The organism is Streptomyces cahuitamycinicus (assembly GCF_002891435.1).
GTDB classification, from domain to species: domain Bacteria; phylum Actinomycetota; class Actinomycetes; order Streptomycetales; family Streptomycetaceae; genus Streptomyces; species Streptomyces cahuitamycinicus.
Genome location: NZ_POUC01000107.1, coordinates 1 through 21,531, shown reverse-complemented (window position 1 = coordinate 21,531; position 21,531 = coordinate 1). Strand labels below are relative to the sequence as shown.

Below are 21,531 nucleotides of genomic sequence, written 5' to 3'. Positions count from 1 at the left end.
GGTGTGGCCATCCCTGGTGCCTCCGGGGTGGTGGCTGGCGCGGTCGGTTCGGCGGCGGGCTCGGGTCCGCTCAGGTCGGGGTCATCTGTCGGTGCAGACGGGCCGGTCGCCGGTTCGGCGGTAGCCTCGTCCGCGCCAAGCGAGGCCTGCGGGGCAGGCGCCTCCGTAGCCGCAGGCTCAGGTGTCTCGGCGGCAGGCGCGTGCGGCCCGGGTGGCGGTGCGTCTGCGGGTGCGGGCAGCGCGCGCAGCTGGTCGTAGGCGCTCGGCGTGGCACGGGCCAGCACCTCCGCCCGTCGGCCTCCCTCCTGTCCGAGGTAGACCCACAGCAGGAACTCCGGACCGCCGTCGGCCACCAGGTGGTCGGCTGCCCGCGCGAACTGTGCGGTGAAGTCCTCCAGGCTGGCGCTGTGCGCGGCTCGGATCAGGTCGTCCTGTTCGGTGGCGGACTGCACCAGCCAGTCCGCGATGTCATCGACGCTGGGCGCCATGCTGTCCCGCAAGGTGTGGCGCACCACGCCAATGAGGTGCTGGCGTACGGCATCGGTGTTCCACGCCGGGGCCAGTGGGCCGCGCGGCAGGTATTCGGCGAGCCACGCCTCTGTCTCCTCGTCGGACACCAGCTGCTCCGCTCGCTGGGCCGGACGCCTCAGCATGGGGAGCTCCACCGTCACGGGCAGGGACATGCCCGGCAGGTCGGCAGCTGTGGCACCGGGGACCAGCATGGACTGGAAGACGCCTTCGGGGGCGTCGGCCCGGGCGACCAGCCGCCCAGCCGTCACCTCCTGGAGGCTGATGGCAACGCTGGGCCCGCGCACTGGTTCCGGCGCCTGGCGGACCGGCGGCGCTACGGGGGCGTTGGCCACCTGCTCAGGAGTTTGCTGCTCGTCGGCCCCGGCCGTGACGGGTGGCTCGGCTGTCTCGGCGGCCGCCGTGGAGGGCTCCGGCGGCGCCGGAGCGGGCACGGCAACCGGGGGGTCCTCCGCGGCCGGCGGGGCAGGCACCTGCTCCGTCTCCGGCGCGGGAGCCGGTGGCGCCGCTTCAGCCGCAGCCTGTTCGGCGGCGGCCCGTTCGGCCCGTGCCGCCTCCACGGTGACCTCAAGGCGGGTCTGGAGCGTGCGGACGGTGTGGACGAGGTGCGCGAGCGGATAGGCGAGCAGCTCCCGCTCGAAGCTGCCGACATCGTCCGCGAGTTGCTCGCGCCAGGCCGTGGCCTCCTGTGCGACGGCTTCCAGTTGCGCGGCCATCTGCCGTGAGTTGTGCTGGCCCGACATGGCATCGGCCATGCCGTCCAGTGCCGTGGTCATGGCCCTGTACTGCGGCTGCGTGAGGTAGTCCATGGGCCGGACCCGGGCTGCGGCGTAGGTGAGCGCGCCACGGTGCCACTGGGCCGCGTCCCGCAGTTCGCCGCGCAGCACGTCCGCCCGGGTCCGTACGCCCTCGTCGACAGCGGGGGCGGGCGGTGGGCCGTACGGCGTGCCGGTGAGTGCGGAGAACAGGATCGCTCCCCGGTCCGCCGCCTCCTGCGGGCTGCCGGCGAGGTTCGTTGCGTCGGTGGGAAGTCCGTCGGTGGCGAGGCGTGCGAACCACTGACCGCCTGCCGATCGCTGCACGGTGGCCACCGTGGCCTGCGCGTACCGGAGTTCGCCCCGGTCCGGCGCCTGGCCGTCCATGCCGGTCAGGTGCAGCTCGTAGGCCTGGTCTGCGGGCAGCGGAACGACGTCGGTGTAGGACTGCGGCTCCGGTGGATCCTCGATCTCCACAGCTTCCTCCGCCGTCTCGTCGACGCCGGGCGCGGCCGCCTCGCCGGTCTCGGTCTGCGCGGGCTCGTCGCCAGGCTGGACGCTCACGCCGGGGTCTGCCGTCTCCTGTGGCACTACCATCTCCCCCCTGTCCTCGGTCGGTTCGTGTTCCTCGGGGACCGGGACCTCTCCGGCCGCCGGGTCCGGGGCGGTGTCGTCGGCCCCGAGGAGCGGGAGCTGTCCGTCCTCGGCGGCCCCGGTGTCCGCCGGTGACTCCGGTGCGGTGTTCTCCAGAGCCTCGGTCCAGGCGCCGTCGCGGAAGACGAACCCGGTCTGCCGCCGCGAGGCGTGGGCCCTCACCCACGGCATGATCTCTTCCGCGGCCTCGAACCGGCGCAGTCGCTTCGGGGACATGGCGTCCGGATCCTCGTTCGACGCGACGGCGAACTTCGTGCGCCGGTACTCGATGGAGGGCAGGAACAGCAGGTAGCTGGTGCCCGGGAGGGTGATCTCGTAGCGGCCGTCCCAGTGCCCCAGGTACGTCAGGCTCTCGCCGTCGACCAGGCCCAAGCTGCCCTCGCGCGGCGACTCGTTGCTGGGCGCCACGGTGTCCTCCGGGGTGGCCAGCGGGGCGGGCGCCTGCGGGGACGTGGCCGCGAACAGGTCCAGTTGCTCCTCGTCCGAGTCGGCGGGTGCGCTCTGCGTCTGCGCGGGTTCCGGCAGGCCGGGCTCCGGCGCCGTCTGCGGAGGCATGCCCAGATGTGCCCGCCGCTCCTGCTCCGATGCCCTCGGCTCACCAGGGGCACGGAAGGGCTGCTCCTGCCAGGTCAGATCCGCGTGCGGCCCGAGGTCGGCGGGCTCCAACACGGTCTTCGACTCTCCGGTCATGCCGGACTGGACATGGATGCCGTCAGACCCGATCGCCGTGACCCTCATCCAAAAGCCCTCTGACTCGGGTACGTACCGGTGGCGGGCGCGGACGTAGTCGCCCACCGCCGGCCGCCACCCCGCGCCGCCCGGGTAGAGGATCTCGTCCGCCGCGTCGTGGAAGCGGCGCATGGCGGCCCTGAGCGGCTGGAAGTCGGCACGCGCGCTCTCCCGGAACCGCGCCAGGATCGCGTCGCTGCGCGCCGTGGCGAGGTGGCCGTCCCCCTCGGCGAGCCGACCGGCCTCGTAGTGGGCCCGAGCCCGGTCCCAGGCCTCGCGCACGTAGAGCAGGGCGCTGGTGGTGCTGCGGCTCTGGAGGCCGTTGCGGAGGCCCTCCGCCGCGGTGAGCGCTTCCTCGGCCTCGGCCAGCGGCGCGGCGAGCGGCGCGGCGGCCCGTTCCGGTTCCGGGGCACGGACGCGCTCGCGCGCCCACTCCAGCGCCCCGTCCCACTGCACGTAGCGGGCGCTCGTACCGTCCGAGGCAGTGATCTCCAGCCGGTGGCCGTCCTCCCCGGGCGGGCCCGGCTGGTAGACCAACTCCACCTGGTAGGCGGTCTCACCGACAGTCAGGTCCCAGCGTGGGCCGTGTTCGAAGGGGGCGCCCTGTTCGCGCGGGGCGTTGGGGTGGTCGGCTGTGATGCTCTCGCCGTCGTAGAGCGCCACCTTCTTGGCGTCGGAGCGGTAGCTGAAGCGCACCCAGTCGTCGCTGTCGGTCGGGTGGGTCTCTGCTGTGCGCCCCAGGGCTGCTCGTTCGGCCAGTTCGTAGCCAGAGCTGGTGGTGATGCCGGTGCCCTGGGATACGCCGTGCAGGTCGCGGAGCACAAACCCCCGGTAGCCGCTGGGGTTTTCGTGCGCGAGGCGGTAGCGCTTGCCGGTCGGCAGGTGGACGCAGGTCCACTCGTTCTCGGCCGTGCGCCGCATGGTGACGTCGTTCCGCTCGTGCTCGCGCGGCACCATGCGGCGGCCGCCGCGCCGGGCCTCGGCGACGTCGGCCTGGCGCTGGTACTCCTTGTAGGACAGTCCGGTGGTCAGCTCGACACAGCTTCCGCACTGGGCGGACATGGCCCCGCCGTCCTCGCTACGGGTGTTCCAGTTCCACACCATCGTGTAGCGGGTGGTGTCGGCTTTGCCGCAGCGGTCGCAGTCGCCGTGACCCGCGTGCCCGTACACGCCCAGGCGCCCGTCCTGCGGGCCGCCCTCCGCGCCCAGGTGGATGGCGGGTTCCTTCCCGCTGATGCGCCGGCGGCTGCCGGGCCGACGCACGGGCACCGGGGCCTCCGGCGTCTCGCTGGGGAAGAGGTCGAGCTGCGCCTCCTCGTCCTCGGCTGCGGCGTCCTCGGGGGCCGCGTCGGTCGGCCCGGGAGCGGCGGCCGCCGTGAGCGCGGGGTCCGGCGCCGGAGTGTCCGGTGCCGTCTCCACAGGGTCTTCGTCCTGCGGGTTGGCGGCCACCGTCTCCTGGGGCGCCGTCTGCGGCTCGACCGTGGTGCCGGCGGCCGGAGCGGGGTCCTGCTGCTGGCTGTCGTCGCTCCCGGTTGTGGCCGCCTGGTCCCGGTCGTCGGCTACCGTCTGCTCGGCGGCCGCCTGCTCCTGCCCGGCCGTGCCGGTCTCCTCCTGCGGCGCAGTCTCGGTCCGGTCCGGGCGCTGGTACGGCCCGGCGTACGGGTCGACCTCGCCGATCGGCGACAGGCTGGCGTCGCACCGGGCGGTGTCGTAGGCCTCGAAGTCGAAGCGCTCGACGGCATTCCGCAGCACCCCGATGGCACGCCGTTCCTTGGCGGTGGCTCCGGGGAGCGCGTCGGCGGCCGCCTGGGCGGCTTCCCCGAGCGCCTGCATCTGGGCGACGGTGAGCACGTACCTGCGGTGACTGGGTACCCATTCCGGAGGCTCGATTGGGCTGCCGTCCGAGTAGGTGCCGGTGATGGAGAGTGCCGACAGTTCCCGGACCTGAGCCGTGGTCAGCCGTACCTCGCGGACCGCCGATTCGGGCGGGATGGGGACGCGGGTCTTGGGCTCGGTGGCCAATGGCATGGTGGTGCGGACGAGTTCGGCGGCCCGGATGGCCGGCACGCCCGCGGTGACGGGCAACGACTCGTGGAACGGGCCGGTGGGCGTGCCCCCGCGGGAGTCCTGGCCCCACCAGTAGCGGCGGCTGTCGTCGCCGATCCGGGCGCGTACCCAGCCGACGACCGCGCCGTTGGTGTCGACGATGGTGCCGTGTCCGGCCTCCACATCGAGGTCGACCAGCCGGTTGCCGTCTGTGTGGCGCAGCTCGATGCCGTCTTTGGTGGCCGCCTGTGCGGCGTCGGCGTCGTTCTGCCGGGCCTTGGCCGCCCGCTCGGGGTTCCCCTCCGGCTTGGCGACGTCGTCGGGCCACTGGATCTCGTTGTCCTCGTAGACCCGGGTGCCCGCCGCGGTGGTGACGAGCACCAGGCCGTTGTCGTCGGTGCCGATGACGATGCCCGGCCCGTGCGGCGTCTGGACGGCCACCTCCTCGGCGGTGCCCTCGGCCGGGGTCTCGGTCTGCTCTTCCTCCTCGTTCTCCTCGTCCTCGGCTGCCGTCTCCGGCACGTCCGTCCCGGTCACGGGCTCCGGCTCCGGTTCGGGGGCGGGCGGCGGGGTGGCCGCCCCCGTCTCTCCCGCGCCGGTGTCGGACGGCTCGTCCTCGGAGGCCACCGTGGAAGACCCGGCGCCGAACAGGTCGAGCTGATCGGCGGAGTCGGCTTCCTCGGCCGTGTCGTCGGCCGGCGGGACGTCCTCCGGCTGTTCCTGCGGCGGGGCCGGTTCGTCCGTCGCCGGTTGGCCGGACGCGGCGGCCGCCGTGTCGGTCGTGACCTCGGTCTGGGTCTCCTCCGGGCTGTCGCTGGCCTCCTCCGGCTCCGCCTCGGGCTCGGGCCCCTCGTAGGTGTAGGCGACGCCGATCTCGTCGAAGGCGGCGCGCAGGCCCTGCACGGCCGCCTCGCGGTCCTCAAAGGGGGTGTCGCGCGGCTGGTACCACTTCTGCTGTTTACGCGACCAGTTGAAGTCCAGGTCGTTCAGCGCCTCGCGGATGCGCTGGTCTCCCCCGCGCGGGGTGTTGCGGACCTCGGTGCCCTCGGCATCGTGAAGGATCCTGATGCGGGCCGCTGCCCGTTCGGCGGCCTCGATCTCCGCTTCGGGCTCCAGCTCGATGACGGTGCCGGGCGGGGCGGCGAGGATCGCCTCCAGGTCGACCGTGAACAGCGGCTCCGTATCGCCGCCGTGCAGCGTGAGCAGGTCGATACTCAGGTGGGTCAGCTGGTCGCTCTGCTGTTGGCGCCGCTCGCCGACCTGGTAGTGGACCCACTCGTGGTAGCTGCGGCGGAAGCTGCCGCCGACGCGCTCGCCCACCTTGCCGATCTCGTGCACCAGGTCGAGGAGCGGGTTGTCCGGGTCGTAGGAGTAGCCGACGCCGGGCTGGTCGATGTAGGCGACGACGTCCTTGCCGGACAGCTTGTGGCGCCGCAACAGCGGCTCGTAGTACCGCAGAACCGCCGCGCACCGGGCCATCGCAGGAGACGGGGCCGTGTGCTGCTCCGCCTCTTGCGGTCCGAACCGCTCACGGGACGCGGCGAGTTGGTCCTCACTCGGCGGTGCCATCTGCCACAGGGCGGTGCCCAGGGCCTCGAACGCCGTGCGCGCGGACTGGTTGCGTTCGTCCTGGCGGAAATGGATCTCGGCGCCGAGGGAGCCGTACCGCCACCGTGGTGCCGTGGCGGGCCGGTTGGCCTCGTCGTGCTCGATGGCTGCCTCGATCCAGGCGGGAAGTTCCTCCCAGCGGATCGCCGTGGCCGTCTGGCCGCCTTGGTCGATGGTGATGCCGTCGGTGCCGGTCGATAGGCGTACGTCGCCGTTGCCGCGCAGGGGTTGTGGCAGGTCGCTGCTGGGCGAGGCGTACCAGGCGTTCGTGGGGGTCTGCTGCTGCTCGGCGATCCACGCGCGTACCCGCTCGGTCGGCTCCGTGCCGGAGGGGACCGGTTGCCGGTCCACGACGCAGGCACTGACCAGTTGCGTGACCTGCTGTTCGCTGAGTAGGGCCGTGATCGTCCACCCGGCGGGGTGGTCGGTGGAGGTCGGTTGCGGGCCGCCGATGTGCCCGACCTGAACGCGGCCGCCGAGGCCGTCGATGAGGCCCTGCAAGGTCGTCTGCCCGGCGTTGGGGGTCTGCGGCTCGGTCTCTGCCGGGGCCGGCGCCGGGGGCTCCTCCGGCGTGGTGGTGGAGTCGTCGGCGGGAGCCTCCTGTCCCGTTGCCTCTTCGGCTGGTGCCGTGGTCTCGGGGTCGGCGGCGGCCGCCGTGGTGGACTCGGCGTCCTCCGGGGCGGGTTGCCGCAGCTGCGCGTACACGGGGCCTGCGACCTCGGCGTGCAGGGAGTTCCTCGTCTGTGCGGCGTCGTCGCCCTCGCGCCGGTAGGCGAGCACCCAGGCCGGGCACTCGCTGGCGGGCACGTTGTCCCACTGCTCGGCGACATAGCCCCTGAACCAGGAGGCCATGGCCACGGTGAAGTCGGCCACGCCGTTGGCTTGTGCTGCCTGGGCGATCTGCGGATCGGCGAGGGCCGCGTCGGTGTAGGCCTGTACCGCCTCCTCCCATACGCCCGGGTCGGTAAGGGACACCGGGGCAGGCGGCTCCGGCGCCGCATCCGCGGAGGCCTCAGCGGGCTGGGCGGGCGCGGGGGCCTGATCGTCCTGCCCGTCTGCCTGCCCGTCGCCGGTGTCCGTCGCACTGTCCGGTGCGGCCACAGTGGCGGCGGCCGCTTCTCCCTCGGCGGGCGGCGGCCCGGTGGCCGGCGCCGGGGCGGAGGTGTCCGCCGGGTCGGTGGCGGCCTGCGCCTCACTCTCGTTGTCTTCGGCGGCTGCGGCCGCTTCCTCGAGGGTCGCTGTGTCTGTGTCGGAGTCCGTGCGGACGTCGCCGCGTGCCAGGGCCCGGGCCTGATCCTGCACGGCGTGCTCGTCGGCGATGATCTGGCGCAGCCCGGCGATCTCCTCGCGCAGTGCGACCAGTTCCTCGTTGAGCTCGGCTTCCTTCTCCTCGTTCACGCCGACGACGCGCTCCGCCCGCTCGGCGAGGGCGGCTTCCTTCTCGTTGAGGACCACGAGCTTGCCCAGGGCGCGTTCCTCGCGTTCCTTGGACCGCGCGTGCATCCGGTAGGGGTTCTCGTCCTTGTCGCGCAGGTTGGCGGCGATCTTGTCGCGGTTGCCGTTCTGCGCGGACAGCGACTTGCTGAGCTTGTCGAGGTCCTCGTTGAGGCGGTTGAGGAAGGTCTCCAGGGACTGGATGGCACCGCGGCCGTTGGCCTGCGTGACGCTGGAGGCCTGCCACTGGGCCCGGTCGTCGCGCTGTCCGAGCGGCGGGACGTGTCCCCAGCCGAAGCGCAGGCGCAGTTGGCGGCGGCCTGCGTGGTCGAAGGCGATCTCGCCATGGAAGTCGAGGTTGCCCAGGGTGCCGATCGGGACGCGCTGTCCGGGCCGAAGGGACTGGTCTCGGGCGACGTTGACCATGCAGGCGCCCAGGGCGTTGGCGGCCTCCTCGCGGCTGCGGTAGGTCGCGTCCTCCACGGTCATGGCGAAGGCGTCGCCGTTGGTGGGGCGCCGCTGGGGCAGCGCGGCGTGCATCCCCTCCACGGCGGTGGTCGCCTTGCTCAGGAAGTCGTCGAGGTCCTTGAGCTGGTCGACCCTCGCGTCCTGCTGCCGGTCCCAGCTGCGCGCCAGGCCCTGGAGGCGGGCGCGTTCGGCGGTGGCCTCGGCGAGCTGGAGGATGGCCGGGTCACCGGAGGCCAGGGCGGCGAGCATGCCAATGTTGATGGCCTCGGCGCCGATGTCCTCGATCTCGCGCAGGTTGAAGTCGCGGCGCTGGATCTGGCCGATGAAGCGGGCCTTGCGGGCCAGCGTGGTCAGCCGGAACTCGTCGAAGGTGCGCTCGGTGATGTAGTAGAGGATCCGGACGTCATCCGCAGTGCCGTCGACCCAGGGCACGTTGAGGTTGCCGCGCCGCTCGATACGGCCGTCGCGCTGCGCCATGTCCGCCGGCCGCCACGGGTAGGACAGATGGTGCAGAGCCACCGCCCGGTCCTGGATGTTGGTCCCGGTTCCCATTTTGGCTGTGCTTCCGATCAAGACGGAGACCCGTCCGGACCGGCAGTCGGCGAACAGCTTCTCCTTCTTGCGGTCGGTGTTCGCCTCGTGGACGAAGCGGATGGACTCCCGGGGCATGCCCCGGTCGACCAGTTCGTCCCGCAGGTCCGCGTACAGGTCAGCGCCGTGCTTGGCGGTGCTGCCGGGGGTGCCCTCGTCGAGGAAGAGGAGCTGAAGGCCGCCGGACAGGGGCTGCGGGGTGGGGTCGTCCTTGGAGACCGGGTAGAGCGTGTCCTTCGTCTCCTGCCAGATCTCGCAGATCTTCTCCGCGGCATACGGCAGCTTGCTGCCCAGGTCCTTGCTCCCGGCGCTGCCCCGCTCGCCGAGCTCTCGCAGGATGTCGGAGGCGTCGACGAGGCTGAGGTCGAGGGAGGCGCGCAGGCCTTCGCCGAGCGCCTTCAGGACGCCGCCGGGCTTGTTCACCCACGGCTGGTGGGGCAGCCGCTTGATGAACTCCCGCTGCGCCGGGGCGGGCGGGATGAGGACCCGCTCGCCACGCTGGCCTTCGACCTCCCGGACCGGCGGGGTGGGCAGGTTCAGGTCCTCGGCGAGCTGCACGTCGGCGAATGTTCTGTAGCCAGCGAGCAGCTCGGGCACGTTGAAGAACCGGCTGAAGCGGGCCTTGTACTTGTAGCCGTTGCCCTTCGGGTCGGGCTCCAGCTGGGAGACGACCTCACCGAAGGTGGCCGCCCAGTTGTCGAAGGCGTGCAGGTTCAGCTCATTGAGCAGGCTCGGGGCCAGGAAGCGCTGGAGGACGTACATCTCCGTGACGCTGTTGGCGGGCCAGGTGCCGGTGGCGAAGCAGGCGACGCGGTCGGACTCGGTGGTGTCCCGCAGCCAGGACACGACCATGTGGAGCTTGGTGGCCTTCGCTGAGCCCTCGATGGCCGCGCCGGGGATCGCCGAGACGGTGCGCAGGTTCTTGTACTCATGCGCCTCGTCGACGAACAGGTAGTCGATGCCGGTGTCTTCGAGGAAGACGCCGATCTCGTCGGACATCGACTCGATCTGCTGCTGAAGGTTGGCCTCAGCGTTAGCGAGGGTGTTCTCGATCTGCTTGACCGTGCGGGAGTCCATCCCCGCCTCGGCCGCCCGGTCCAGCTGCTCGCGCAGGGACTTCATTTCCTGATCGAGGTAGGCGCGCTGCGTCTCAGGCCGCAGTGGGACCCGGTTGAAGGCCTCGTGGGTGAGGACCACGGCGTCCCACTCGCCACCGGCGATGCGGGCCATGAACTTGCCGCGGCGCTTCTTGCTCAGGTCGCTCGCGCTGATGGCCAGGATGCGGGCGTTCGGGTAGAGCTCGCGGAACTCCCTGCTCCACTGCTTGAGCATGTGGTTGGGCACCACGAACGCGGGCTTCTTGGCCAGGCCGGTACGGCGCAGCTCCATCGCGCCGGCGGCCATCGTGGCCGTCTTGCCCGCGCCGACGACGTGGGCGAGCATCGCGGTCGGCTCGTTGACGATCCGGCGGATGGCCGCGTTCTGGTGCGGCCGCATCTCCCAGTCGGAGATCAGGCCGGGCAAGGTGAGCGGCAAGTCGGAGTAGTCCGGCAGGACCAGGTTGTTGAACTGCTCGTTGTAGGTCTTGGCGAGCCGTTCGGCGCGATCCTTGTCCGCCCACACCCAGTCCTCGAAGGTCTCGGCGATCAGCCGGGCCTTCTCCTGCGCGGCGTCGGTGGCGTCCTGGTCGACGTAGGTACGGCCCTCGCGGTCGGTCCACGTCACCCGGATTGTGGAGTCCGTCTGCCGCAACAGGGCCTCGAACAGCACCTGCGTGGGCCGGGCCGGGGTCCCCCACTCGGTGCGGGCCAGGTCCCCGATCTTGGCGCCGCGGACCTCCCAGATCGTGCCGCCCGCGTGCAGCACCTTCGCGTCGTCGAAGCCGAGGTGGCGCAGGAACTCGTCGTAGACATCGACCGGGATCCACGGCGCACCGATCTTCGCCTTGATCTCGGACGGGGCCAGGTCCTCGGGCTGCACCCGCTCCAGGGCGGCGACGTTGGCCGCGAACGACGGGTCGCTCTGCGCCCGAGCGGTGGCCTCGGCGAGCTTGGTGCGGACGTTGCCGGACAGGTAGCGGTGGCGCGGCTCCCAGACGTCGCCCTGCTCGGACTCCTGGGCCGGGTCACGGAAGGCGAGCCCGGCGTCCGCGCACTGCGCGGCCGCCTCCTCCTGGTCGATGCCTAGGAGACTGGCCACGCGCCACATGTCGAGGCGGCCGCCGTCCCACTCCATGGCCAGCGCGATGGCGTCCTCGGCCGTCTTCGCGCGAGTCGGCAGGCGGCGGGGCTCCAGGACACGGGAGAGCAGCACCTGCTGCTCGGTGGCCGTGTTGGTCTTGTCGTCCCACTCCTCCAGGCCGAACAGGAAGGAGGCGTCGGGGTCGTCGTCGATCCAGGCGTAGGCGGTGCGCTGCTTCCACGCCTCCGGGACGGCCGCCAGGCCCTCCCGTTCGGCCCGCTCCTTGGCCTCCTTCGGGGTGAAGATGAAGGGCTGGCGCGGCTTGGACAGCGGCGGGTTGCTCTTGCGGTAGTCCCGGTAGGCCATGCGCAGTTCGGCGCGCAGCCGGGCCAGTTCCGGCGTCTCGCCGGGCTCGGCCGTGGCGGCCTCCGCCTCGTACAGGCCCTGCGTCATGCCCTTCAGGCGGATCAGCTGGACGAGCTTGTCGCGCTGGTCGGGGTGGACCTCCAGCGGAACCGCCCGGCCGCCGTCGACGATGGTCGGGTTGCCCGCCTCGTCCAGGCCCAGCGCGCCTTCCGTGCCGCCGTAGACCACCGGCCGCACGTTCTGCGTCTGCGCCGCGGTGGCGGATGAGGCCATCAGGCCGGCGGCCTCCGCCTCCACGGCGATGGCGGCCGCGGCCGCCTCCAGTTCGGCGGCTGGGGAGCTCTCCCCCCGGTCGGTGACCGTGACCTCGGGACCGAACTGCCCGATCTTCGCGTGCAGGTCACCCAGGACGTACTCGGGGTGGGCCCCGAAGTAGGCGTTGACGGCCAGCTCTTCAGGTCGGCCGGGCAGCACCTGCTTGCGGGAGGTCAGCCAGGTGTCATCGCCCGGCTCCTCCCCCTCGGCACGGCGCCGCAGGAACAGCACGTCGGTGACCACCCCGGTCCCAGCGGCCGCCTGGTGGGCGCGTGCGGGCAGACGCACCGCGCCCACCAGGTCGCCGAGCTGGTACATCCGCTCACGGGCTGAGGGATCCTCAGCGTCCAGCGTGTACCGGCTGGTGATCAGGGCGACGATGCCGCCGGGGCGGGTGGCGTACAGCGACTTGAGGACGAAGTGGTCGTGGATCGAGAGCTTCAGGTCGGGGTTGTGGACCTTATCGAACCGCTTGTAGCGGCCGTAGGGGACGTTGCCGACCACGGCGTCGAACCCGCCGTCGGCGAGCGGCACCTCTTCCAGGCCGCTGGTGATGATGTCGGCGTCCGGGTACAGGTAGCGGGAGATGGCGGCCGTGTTCCGCTCGACCTCCACGCCGGTCATCCGCACCCCGCGCAGCAGGGTCGGGGCGAGGCCGATGAAGTTGCCGCTGCCGGAGCCGGGTTCGAGGACCTGGCCGCCCTTGAAGCCGAGCTTGCGCACCGCGCCCCACACGGCCTGTACCAGGTCGCCGTCGGTGTAGTGGGCGTTGAGAGTGTTGCGGCGGGCGTCTGCCCATTCGCTGTCCGAGAGCAGCGCCCGCACCTTCTCGCGGACTTCGTCGAGGGCATCCCAGCGGTTCACCGCCCGCGCGTGGGCGGCATCGTCGTCGTAGGCCGCACGCGCCGGCCGCGGCTCGAAGATGAGCGGCAGCGCGCCCCAGCCCGACCACCGGGCCAGCACCCGCTGTTCCTCGGCGGCCGCCGGGCGCTGCTCCTCCTCCAGGGTCCGCAGCAGCTCCAGGGCCGCCAGGTTCGCGCGGGCCCGCTCACCCTGCCCGGACGGGGCCAGGTCCCGCTGTCCCCGCGGCTCGAACCGCGGGGGCGGGCTCACATCTCCCGGTGCTCCGTCCCCGGCTCCTTCTCCAGCCAGATCTCCTCGGCGTACACCATCTCCTGCGCCCGCGAGCGCGTCGCCCGCCGTGCCGCCGCCCGCTGCTCCGCCGGAAGCTGCTGGAGCAGGTCCTGCGTCAACGTCCCGATCTGCTCCGTCACCCGCAGATCCAGGGCGTGGAAGAACTCCGTCTGCTGCTCCTCGTTCCCCAGCGCCGCCAGGGCCGTCGGCCGGTACGTCTGCCAGTATTCGAGGGCCGTCTTCCCGTGCCTGCTCAGTTGCGTCATCGCGATTCCCCTCGTCCGCGTGAAGCGGCTGCTCCACTCCCCCAGTGCTCAAGAGCGTCCTCCCCCGTGGTGGTGCCAGGGCTCAAGGTGCCGACCTATCCCGGCACGCCAGTCCCACCGACGAGATCAGGGACCCTGTCCCCGATCCCTCCGTCAGTGGTCAACGGCGGCCGGACATGATCCATCCTCATTGACCCTAGCGACTCATCCACAACGGATTTCGCCTGCGCCCCCCAGATGCCAGCCTTTTTCGCGTGACGCAATGACCACACGCGGACTTCCGGCACTGTCCTCAGCACTGGACGTGCGACACTGCGGCAACGCCAGGCGAAGCCGAAACAATAGTTTCCACTCCGTTCGATTAGACGTCGAACACTCAGGCCCTCATGCACACGTAACCAAGGGGTGACTGCCACCCCTGCGGATGTCTGGCAAGCTGTGCGCGATCCGAGTAGCCGCATCAGCGGTGAAACCACGGAAACGGAAGGCATGGAATGAGCACATCCGCAACGCTCCAGGCGGCCACTGATACAGCCGCCAGAGCAGTTGGCAGGACAGCGAAGGTGATCGTCGTCATCCAGCAGAAGGGTGGCGCAGGCAAGTCCACCATCGCGGTCAACACTGCCGCATGCGCCGGCCGATCGGCGGTGCTGTCCAACGGAGACGAGTCTGCGTCCGCCCCCATCGTCGCAGCAGGCATCGACGTTCAAGGCACCCTGGAGAAGTGGTGCGCAGGCGTACGCGAGGAGGCATTGCCCTTCGACTACGTCGTCACCAAGAGCAAACTCGGCGTTCTGCCGAGCATCGTGGAGGACCCCGCGCGACGCCGGATCATCGTTGACACCCCCGGCTTCCTGGATGTCGACCCTGATGCCGAATGGGGTGCTGACCCGCTGGGCGAGAGCCGGACGGCCGACGCGCTGCGCGAAGTGCTGGACGTGGCGGACCTCGCTATCGTCCCGATCACTCCGTCGAAAATCACATGGGACGAGTGCGAGTTCACCATCGAACGCGTGCTCAAGCCGAGGAACATCCCCTTCCTGGTTGTGATCAACATGCACGACCCCGGCAAGGACAAGGGCGAGAAGCAGCTGAACAAGGTGAAGGAGTGGATCGACGAGCGGAACTACCCGCGCGTCGCCGACCCGATCCGCCGTTACACGATCCACGAGCACGCCTACGAGAACGGCACCCTGGTGACCGAGTACAGGATGTCTGGCACGGCCCTGAACGCGCGGGAGGACTTCATGCGCGTGGCCCTGACGATGGAGCAGATGCTCTGATGGGCAGGGCAATCACCACAGGCGGGGCGCCGACAGCCCCCGGGCGCCCAGACAACGCGGTCGAGCTGGCGCGTGTGCTCGGCGACTCCGCGAAGCTCCCGACCAAGCAGCTCACCGACACTCCTGCGCTCATCGCCCAGGAACAGGACATGCTGCTCAAGTGCGAGAGCGCGATCGAGAACCTGCGCTTCGCCTTTTGGGCCGCAGGCAAGGCACTCCAGGTGGTGCGGGATGCCCGGCTATACCGGGCACAGTTCGAGACCTTCGAGGAGTACACGCAGGCCAAGTGGGACATCACGCCGCAGTACGCGGGCAAGCTGATCCGCACCTGGCGTGTGGCCGAGGCGCTGTTCCAGGCAAAGCCGGGCGGGGGTTTGGAAACAATTGTTTCCAAGAAGCTCGGGTACGGGCAGGCCTGGGCGCTGGTCCCGCTGGTCGAGGAACACAGCGTGCAGGCGGCGGTCTACCTGTACCTGGGACTACTGAAGGTCAAGGGTGCGGAGGTAACGGCCGCACTCGTCCAGGGTGCAGTGGAGGCACTGCCCAAGACTGCCGCCGGACACAAGGGGAAGACCGAGGAGGCCGTGCTCGCCTACCTCGCCTCCCTGGAAGACGCCACACCTTCGGTGCCGGGAACCGACCCCGTGAAGATACTGAAGGCACTCACCAAGGCAGCCAAGACCTTCGACGCGCAGACCGTGGAGGCCGCCGTGCAGCATGACCCTGAACGGGCACGCAGCGCGGTGAAATCACTGATCGAAGTCCTCTCTTCTGCGGCCGGGATCCCGGTTGCATTCGACGTCCCGGCAGTGATCGAAGCGCCGACCGAAGGAGCGCCGCAGGGCCAGGACGACGTGCCGGTCGCGTAGCCCTTCCCGGAAAGCACAAAGGCGGGCCCCATCCCGAGGATGGGGTCCGCCTTCATGTATGGCGTGCGTGCCGATGAAGCAGTGGTGCTACAGCAGGGCCACCAGCAGTGCGGCCGCAAGGGCGACCAGGGAGGCGCCGGTGATGTCGCCGGCGAGCCGGAGCCCGCGGTACTTGCGCTTGGCGATCTTCGACAGGTGGATGACGTGCTCGGCCTGATTCGTCGGCACCTTCAGGTCCGCCACCAGCTCTTCCGTGGTGCACAACGACCAGTAGAGGTATGAGCCGCGAGCGGCCCCGCCGAGGCGGGGCCGAACCACGAAGAGGACGACGAGCATCGCAACGAGGAGGCCGACGGTGCCGATGCCGACCAGGAGGCCGGAGGCGCCGGGCAAGGTCCGGCCGGGGATCGCGGCGACCAGTGCGGCCAGGGGCAGCGAGAAGGCCGTGAGCAGGACCCCGCTTTTCGCGTCCGTACGGGAGATCTCGGCGAGGACTGTGGTGGTGGCCGCGTCCAGGCGGCCGTTGATGTCGGTCACGCGGCGGGCTCCCGGTCAACGTCGAAGAGGCTGACCTGTCCCTCTTCCAGTTCACGGCGCCGCATGTCGGCGGCGCGCTCCCGCTCACGGTTCAGGGCATCGCGCCAGCACTTCCAGCACCACGGGCGTAGGTCCTCGAACGGCGCGGCCGCGTTCTGCGTGTCGCTGGCGTTCGGGTACTGCGGGGCGGCGAGCAGCGGCTTGCCCTTGCCGCTGTGGGTGGCGTCGCACCGTAGGCCGCTGTGCTCGGTGCCGCAGCTTCCGCGGCAGGCGCACGTCTTTCCGTGCGCCTCAAGGACGGCCGTTAAGACGTTCACGGGCTTGGTCACAGCAGATCCCCTCTTCAGCCGCGTCGGTGGTCGTTCTTGGTGTGGGCGATCAGCCCGTTGTTCTTGCTGCTGTGCTGGCTGTTGTCCTGAAAGACGTCGCCCTTGTAGTGGTGGTGGTGCTCGGTGTGGGCGGCCTTCGCGGCGCGGATTGCGGAGCTGACGGCGACGACCACGGCGGCCACCGCGGCGATGGGCAGCGTCACGAAGAGGACGGACATCAGGGAGACGGCAGCGAAGCCCTTGCAGGCCAGCCAGACGCCGCAGCCGAAGCCCGTGATGCCGGCGCCGACTCCGATGGAGGCGACGGCGACCCCGGCCGCCCAGGCCGGAACGATGCGGTGGTCCGGCTGCCGGACGGGCGCGGTCGACACGCGCTCTTCTCCGTGGAGTGCGTTGCGGATGATCTCTTTGGCCGTTGCCTCGGCGAGTTCGTCGCTCATCACCTGCCAGTTGGTGGTCTGGGCAGTGCGCTGGGTGTCGCTGTGCTCCACTTGTTGTACTCCTTCGTGTCTGGGGGAGTGGCGGGGCCGACCGGTCGTGATGGGCGCGGTCGGCCCCGCGTGGGTGTTCGGCGAGGAGGGGCGGCCGGGTGCGGCCGCCCCATGCGGGGTCAGGACTCGGGGTCCTCGTCGGACTGGTCCTGAACGAGCTGCCATTTGCCGTGGCCGGTGCTGACGATCAGGCCCTCGGAGCCGAGGCGGCCGAGGGCAGTGTCGACGGATCCGGCGGCCGGGCCGTCCTCGGTGCCGACTCCGACGGCGCGGCGGATGTCCCTGGTGAGGTGGACTTCGCCGTCGTCGAGGGCGTCGAGGATCTTGTCTCGCAGCGTCTTGGGGGCGGCAGTGACCGTGGGCGTCGAGGTGACGGACTTCTTCGTCTTCTTCTTGCGCCGGCGGCTGCCGCCCTCTTCGTCCTCGTCGTCGTCGCTGTCCTCTTCACCGGCAAGGAACCGCTCGGCATCGGCGAGGGCCTGGGCGTAGGCGGCCTGGAAGATCCGGTCTTCCTCGGGAGTGAAGCCGGGGATGACCGGCTGCGTCTCGAACAGCTTGATGAGATGCGGGTAGGTCCGGTCCTTCTTGAGGGCCTTGAAGACCCGCATCAGGATGGCCCGGCCGCCCTGGAGGCCCCAGGCCATGCCTGCCGTGATCGGCCCTGGCGGGACGTCCCGGCCGTCCCAGGCCGCCTCCAGTTCCTCGGAGATCGAACCGAAGAACCGGCGGATCGGGGTGATCTCGGTGCCGTCGGTGACCATGTCGGCGGCCATCGACTGCGTCATGGTGGAGTTGACCCGCCCCATCCAGACCGTGCCCTGCTTTGCATTCGCGCGGATCTTCTCGGCGTCACCGAGGTCGGTGACGTGGATCGACTGACCCGCGAAACGGATGCCGAAGCCGAACTTCCGGCCGGTCTGCTGGAGTCGGGCGATCATGCCGGTGATCCACTTGCGGAACTCCGACGGGACGAGGGCCTGTTCGCCGAGCACCATGTTGATCTCATCGAGGGTGACGTTCGCCAGGCGCCAGGGCTCGTTGAGCTTGAAGGAGCCCCAGCCCTTGGCGGAGCTGACCTGCTCGCGGTAGTCGGCCACGGCGCAGGCGGCGGCGAGGGTAGCGCCCATGGCGGCGACGCCCGCCCCGAAGTGGTAGACCCTGCCCTTCGCTTCGGGGAGCGACATGCCGGACTGGGCGTCGGCCACGAGGGAGATCACGCCGCTCAGGCGCTCGGCGATGAGGACGGTGAGCAGGAAGACGCTCTTGCCCGAACCCATGGCGCCGACTGCGAGGTCGGTGAGGGCTCCCATCTCCGGGTCGTACAGCGGCATCTTGAACGGGCGACCGTCGTGCCGAAGACCGACGGTGACCAGTCCATCCGGGCCCATCGTGAGGTCCTCGGCGGTGGCCTCACGGATGTTGATGAGCGGGTGTTCCGCGTAGATGGTGACCACGCCGCGGCCGAGGCCATCAGTCTCGATCATGAGGAGTTCGGGGTCGTCCATCTGGAGCGCCCGGGCGAGCTTGAGACGGGGCAGGTTGATCAGCTCACTGTCCTCGGCTTCGACGAGGATGCGGACGCGGTCTCGTTCGTCGCTGACCTTGAAGTCGATCAGGTTCATCCCAGGGGCCGCACCGCCCGGGCCGGAGACCCGTTCTGCCCAGAGCTGGACGAGGCCTTCCTGCGCGGAACGCGTCTCGGCTTCCCGCTTCGCCTTGTTGGGGGCGACGCGCAGGTAGAGGCGGCCGGGCCCGTAGCCATCGACCGGGGCGATGTCCACGGCGGCCTCCGGGACGTCGAAGACGGCCGCGACGTTGCGCCGGGAGACCGAGCTCGGGACGGCCTGCCCGGGCGGGGCGAGGATGTAGCACTCGAAGTCGGGCTCGTCGGGCTGGAACTGGTGGATCTTCTCCAGTGTCGTGTCGCCGGTCTCGGACGACAGGGCCCACATCTGCTTGAGGTGGCCGATGTACGTGCTCGGGACGGGCTCGACCTGTCCCTGGACCGTGTCCAGGACCGCGCCCTGCTCCGGCAGCTGCTCGACGATGCGGCGCAGGCCCAGCGACCGGGTGAGCGGGACGGCCCAGGCCATCGCCGACGTCCAGGTGGCGGCGGCCAGCATCGGCCAGCCGTTGGGGTAGTGCAGGTGCGGGGCGAGCAGGCCCGCGGTGTAGCTGCCGGACCAGCCGAGCACCGGCAGGGAGCGGTAGGTGGAGACCAGCAGGCCCGGTCCATCGTCGACGCGGGTGTGTCGCCACAGCCGCCAGCCGGTCAAGGCGCCGGCGGCGACGGTGGCGCCGTGGGCCCACCAGGGAACTTCCATGATGGGCCCGGCGGCCGCCCAGGTACCGGCGGCACCGTAGGCGAGGCGCTCGACGATGGCGAGGCGGCGGGCGCCTTTCGGGGTCAGCCGCCCGTCAGCCGCGGGGGCGGCGTCAGTCTTTTCGATCTCGGTCGTGGTCAATTCGTTCTCCGTGGCCGGGGCGGAATAAAGGGAAAGGGCGAGGGGCCCGGCTGGAATGCCGGACCCCTCGCTCTCGTCGGCCCTGCGGGAATCGTCAGGGCCGACGGGTGTTGTGCTGCGCTTTTCCTGGTGGCGCGGTCAGCGCGTGCGGTAGAAGCCGGGTCGTGCCTGCCGGATTCCTCGGCGCTTGGCCGCCTGGACTGCTTCGTAGATGCCTTGGTATTCGGTCTTGTGGGCGCTACCGAAAGCCTTGGCGTTGGTCGCCAAGTCGTCGGCAGCACCCGACAGTTCACCGGAGGCGTTGGCCACCTCCCGCAGTGCCGTTCCGGCATCGGTGATCAGCCCGGTGAAGTACGGCTCGACCTCGGCCTCCGCGCACATGTCGGAGATCTTGTCGTGGTCGTCGGCGTCCTTCTCCATGCGCTTCTTCAGCAGATGGGCCATTTCCTTGAGAGCGACGGCCTGTCCGACCAGGGTGACCATGCTGCCCAGGAGTCGCATGAAGGACAGCGCCCCGCCGCCGGTGCTGATAGCAGGGACGGCGGGGGCCTTGTAGGGCTCGATTTCGCTCACGGTCATCAGTCCTCGTTGTGGATGCGGGCGGACGGCATGACCAGGCCCGCGTCGGCGGTGGCCTGCTGTACGGGCTTGTACGCGTCGTGCATCTCGTCGTGCGCGACCTCCACGGCCTCGGCGGCCGCCAGCGACTTCGTGCGCATCTCCAGGGCCTTCTTCTTGATCAGGTCCATGGACTCCGCCAGCCGCGCCATCGCGCGCGAGGTGAGCCGCCCGATCACGTTGTGCCGTTGCGCGAGCTCCTTGGAGAGCTTCAGGAACCGGTCGCGCAGCTTCACCGCCTTGTCGGCGAGGTCGGCGCACTCGTCGTACGTCTTCAGGCACTGCTTCTTGGACTCGGCGAGCTTGCCGAGGACGTCGTCGAGGGTCACCTCCGTCATGTGCTCGGACGACGCCATGGAGCGCAGGGTGGGCAGGGACGATCCGGATGCGCTCACTGACGCCTCCTTCTTGATCCTGGTGCTCGTGCTGGTGCCGGAGGGGAGCCCCCGGGCACCGGTGGTCAGCGGCTCCCGGGCGGGAGCCTGGTAGCCCGAGGGGAAGACCTGTTCAGCGGTCCATACCGTCTGGCTGTTGGGGTCGGCGTCACGCATGGAGTCCTCGGCGCTCTTGCGTTCGCCCCGGGGCGGGGGCGTCCAGAACTCCCAGCCGCTGCCAGCAGACCCGGTTCCGCTTCCGGTCGACGACGTCGTGCCGGTCCCGGTCGAGGTCTTCTTGGCCTTGGGCTTCTTGAGCTTCACGCGGGGCCGCTTCTTCGCGCCCGGTCCCTTCTTGGCCGTGGGCGCCTTCGGCGTCTTCGCCGAGCCGGTGGCAGCTCCCGAACTCGAGCCTGCGCCCGCAGGGCTACCCGGCTTGGACTTCTTCTTCCTGCGCTTCTTGCGCGGGACGGTGGTCAGCATCGGCGGGGCGAGCTTGCGCCGCCGCTTCTTCAGGCGCTTGCGGGCCGTTTTGGCCATGGCGTCGCCGAGCTTGGTGCGGTCGGCGTCCTCGGCGGCCCGGGCCTCCTTCTTGGCCTCCTTCTCCTTCGCACGGTCTTCCGCCCGCTTCGCCTTGGCCTCCCTCCGGGACTCCTTCGCCGCGTTCTTGCGGTCACGGCCGGCGGCGCGGTCCCGGGAGCGGTCTTCCATGGCGGCGGCGTGCCGGGCCTTACGCCGCTCCAGGCGGGCCGCCTGCCGGTCGGCGGCTCGCTGCTGCCGACCGCGAGCCCGCTCCAGCGACGGGTTGGAGGCGTTCGAGCTGGGGGACTTGCCGTCCTTCGGGGACTTGATGCCCTTCCCGGGGCCTGTCGAGCCGGACCCGGAAGAGCCGGACTTCGAGCCGGGCCCGCCCTTACCCGATCCGCCGGCGGGCTTGCCGCTGCCGGAGGTCGAGCGGGACGGGGTCGTCGAGGACGGCTTACCCGAGGGCCCCTTGCCGCCGGGGCCCGTCGAGCCGGACCCGGAGCCCCACTTGTTGCTCCGGCCCGGGCCGGTGGACCCGCCACCACCGCCGCGGCCGCCGCCGCCCAGGAGCGAACCGCGGCCGCCGCTGAGGGACTTGCGGCCGAAGTCCTGGCTGGAGGGAACCTGTTTGGCCCGCTGCTGTGCGGCCTTGCCGCTGATGCCCTCCAGCTTGGCGGCCGCCTCCTCGGCGGCTACCTGCCGCTTGAGGCGGGCCTCGCGCAGCGGCGCGGTCTCCGCCTCCCGGGCCAGGCGCCGGGTGTTCAAGTCCTGCACGAACGTCACGGTCCCGCGCAGCGCCGCCAGGGCGATGGCGAGCGTGGCCGCCAGGCCCAGCGCTCCGAGGCCCGGGGTCTGCGGGTCCTCCTCGGTGTCGTCGCCTCCCTCCGACCGGAGGGCGACCGTCCCGGCCTGTATCTTATACACATCTGACGCTGCCGACGAACTCTAGGGTGTAGATCTCGGGT

Annotated in this window: 10 protein-coding genes; 2 read left to right on the top strand and 8 right to left on the bottom strand. The window is 70.7% G+C overall.

Going from position 1 to position 21,531, the window contains the following annotated elements; translation table 11 throughout:
- The coding region (locus tag C1J00_RS16910) for a helicase-like domain-containing protein (RefSeq protein ID WP_102909904.1) at nt 1-12,788 on the bottom strand (12,788 nt) is incomplete at its 3' end.
- Complete coding sequence (locus C1J00_RS16905; protein ID WP_102909903.1) at nt 12,785-13,075, bottom strand: hypothetical protein; 291 nt, start codon at nt 13,073-13,075, stop codon at nt 12,785-12,787. The genes C1J00_RS16910 and C1J00_RS16905, both read right to left, overlap by 4 nt.
- Before the next feature lie 563 nt (nt 13,076-13,638).
- Here C1J00_RS16905 and C1J00_RS16900 point away from each other — a divergent pair.
- The gene (locus C1J00_RS16900; protein WP_245936377.1) at nt 13,639-14,358 is read left to right on the top strand and encodes a ParA family protein; all 720 of its coding nucleotides are present in this window, start codon (nt 13,639-13,641) and stop codon (nt 14,356-14,358) included.
- Nucleotides 14,358-15,227: a hypothetical protein gene (locus C1J00_RS16895; RefSeq protein ID WP_146046197.1), complete on the top strand. Its 870-nt coding sequence runs from the start codon at nt 14,358-14,360 to the stop codon at nt 15,225-15,227. Before C1J00_RS16900 ends, C1J00_RS16895 begins: the two co-directional genes overlap by 1 nt.
- An 87-nt stretch (nt 15,228-15,314) precedes the next feature.
- Here the strand turns inward: C1J00_RS16895 and C1J00_RS16890 are convergent, their stop codons facing one another.
- The 6 genes from C1J00_RS16890 to C1J00_RS48550 all read right to left on the bottom strand — a co-directional run bounded on the left by C1J00_RS16890 (nt 15,315) and on the right by C1J00_RS48550 (nt 21,490).
- Nucleotides 15,315-15,764, bottom strand: coding sequence for a Pycsar system effector family protein (locus C1J00_RS16890; RefSeq protein WP_102909901.1), 450 nt, complete (start codon nt 15,762-15,764; stop codon nt 15,315-15,317).
- Nucleotides 15,761-16,081, bottom strand: coding sequence for a hypothetical protein (locus tag C1J00_RS16885; RefSeq protein ID WP_146046196.1), 321 nt, complete (start codon nt 16,079-16,081; stop codon nt 15,761-15,763). The genes C1J00_RS16890 and C1J00_RS16885 overlap by 4 nt, the downstream gene beginning before the upstream one ends.
- A 26-nt stretch (nt 16,082-16,107) precedes the next feature.
- Nucleotides 16,108-16,584: a hypothetical protein gene (locus C1J00_RS16880; protein ID WP_102909899.1), complete on the bottom strand. Its 477-nt coding sequence runs from the start codon at nt 16,582-16,584 to the stop codon at nt 16,108-16,110.
- 119 nt (nt 16,585-16,703) lie between these two features.
- The gene (locus C1J00_RS16875; RefSeq protein ID WP_102909898.1) at nt 16,704-19,049 is read right to left on the bottom strand and encodes a hypothetical protein; all 2,346 of its coding nucleotides are present in this window, start codon (nt 19,047-19,049) and stop codon (nt 16,704-16,706) included.
- A gap of 138 nt (nt 19,050-19,187) precedes the next feature.
- Nucleotides 19,188-19,628 (bottom strand): conjugal transfer protein TraB, encoded by a 441-nt coding sequence (locus C1J00_RS16870; protein WP_245936376.1) that lies wholly within the window; start codon nt 19,626-19,628, stop codon nt 19,188-19,190.
- On the bottom strand, nt 19,628-21,490 hold the full coding sequence (locus C1J00_RS48550) for a hypothetical protein (protein ID WP_102909897.1): 1,863 nt from the start codon (nt 21,488-21,490) through the stop codon (nt 19,628-19,630). The genes C1J00_RS16870 and C1J00_RS48550 overlap by 1 nt, the downstream gene beginning before the upstream one ends.
- Nucleotides 21,491-21,531 lie beyond the last annotated feature (41 nt).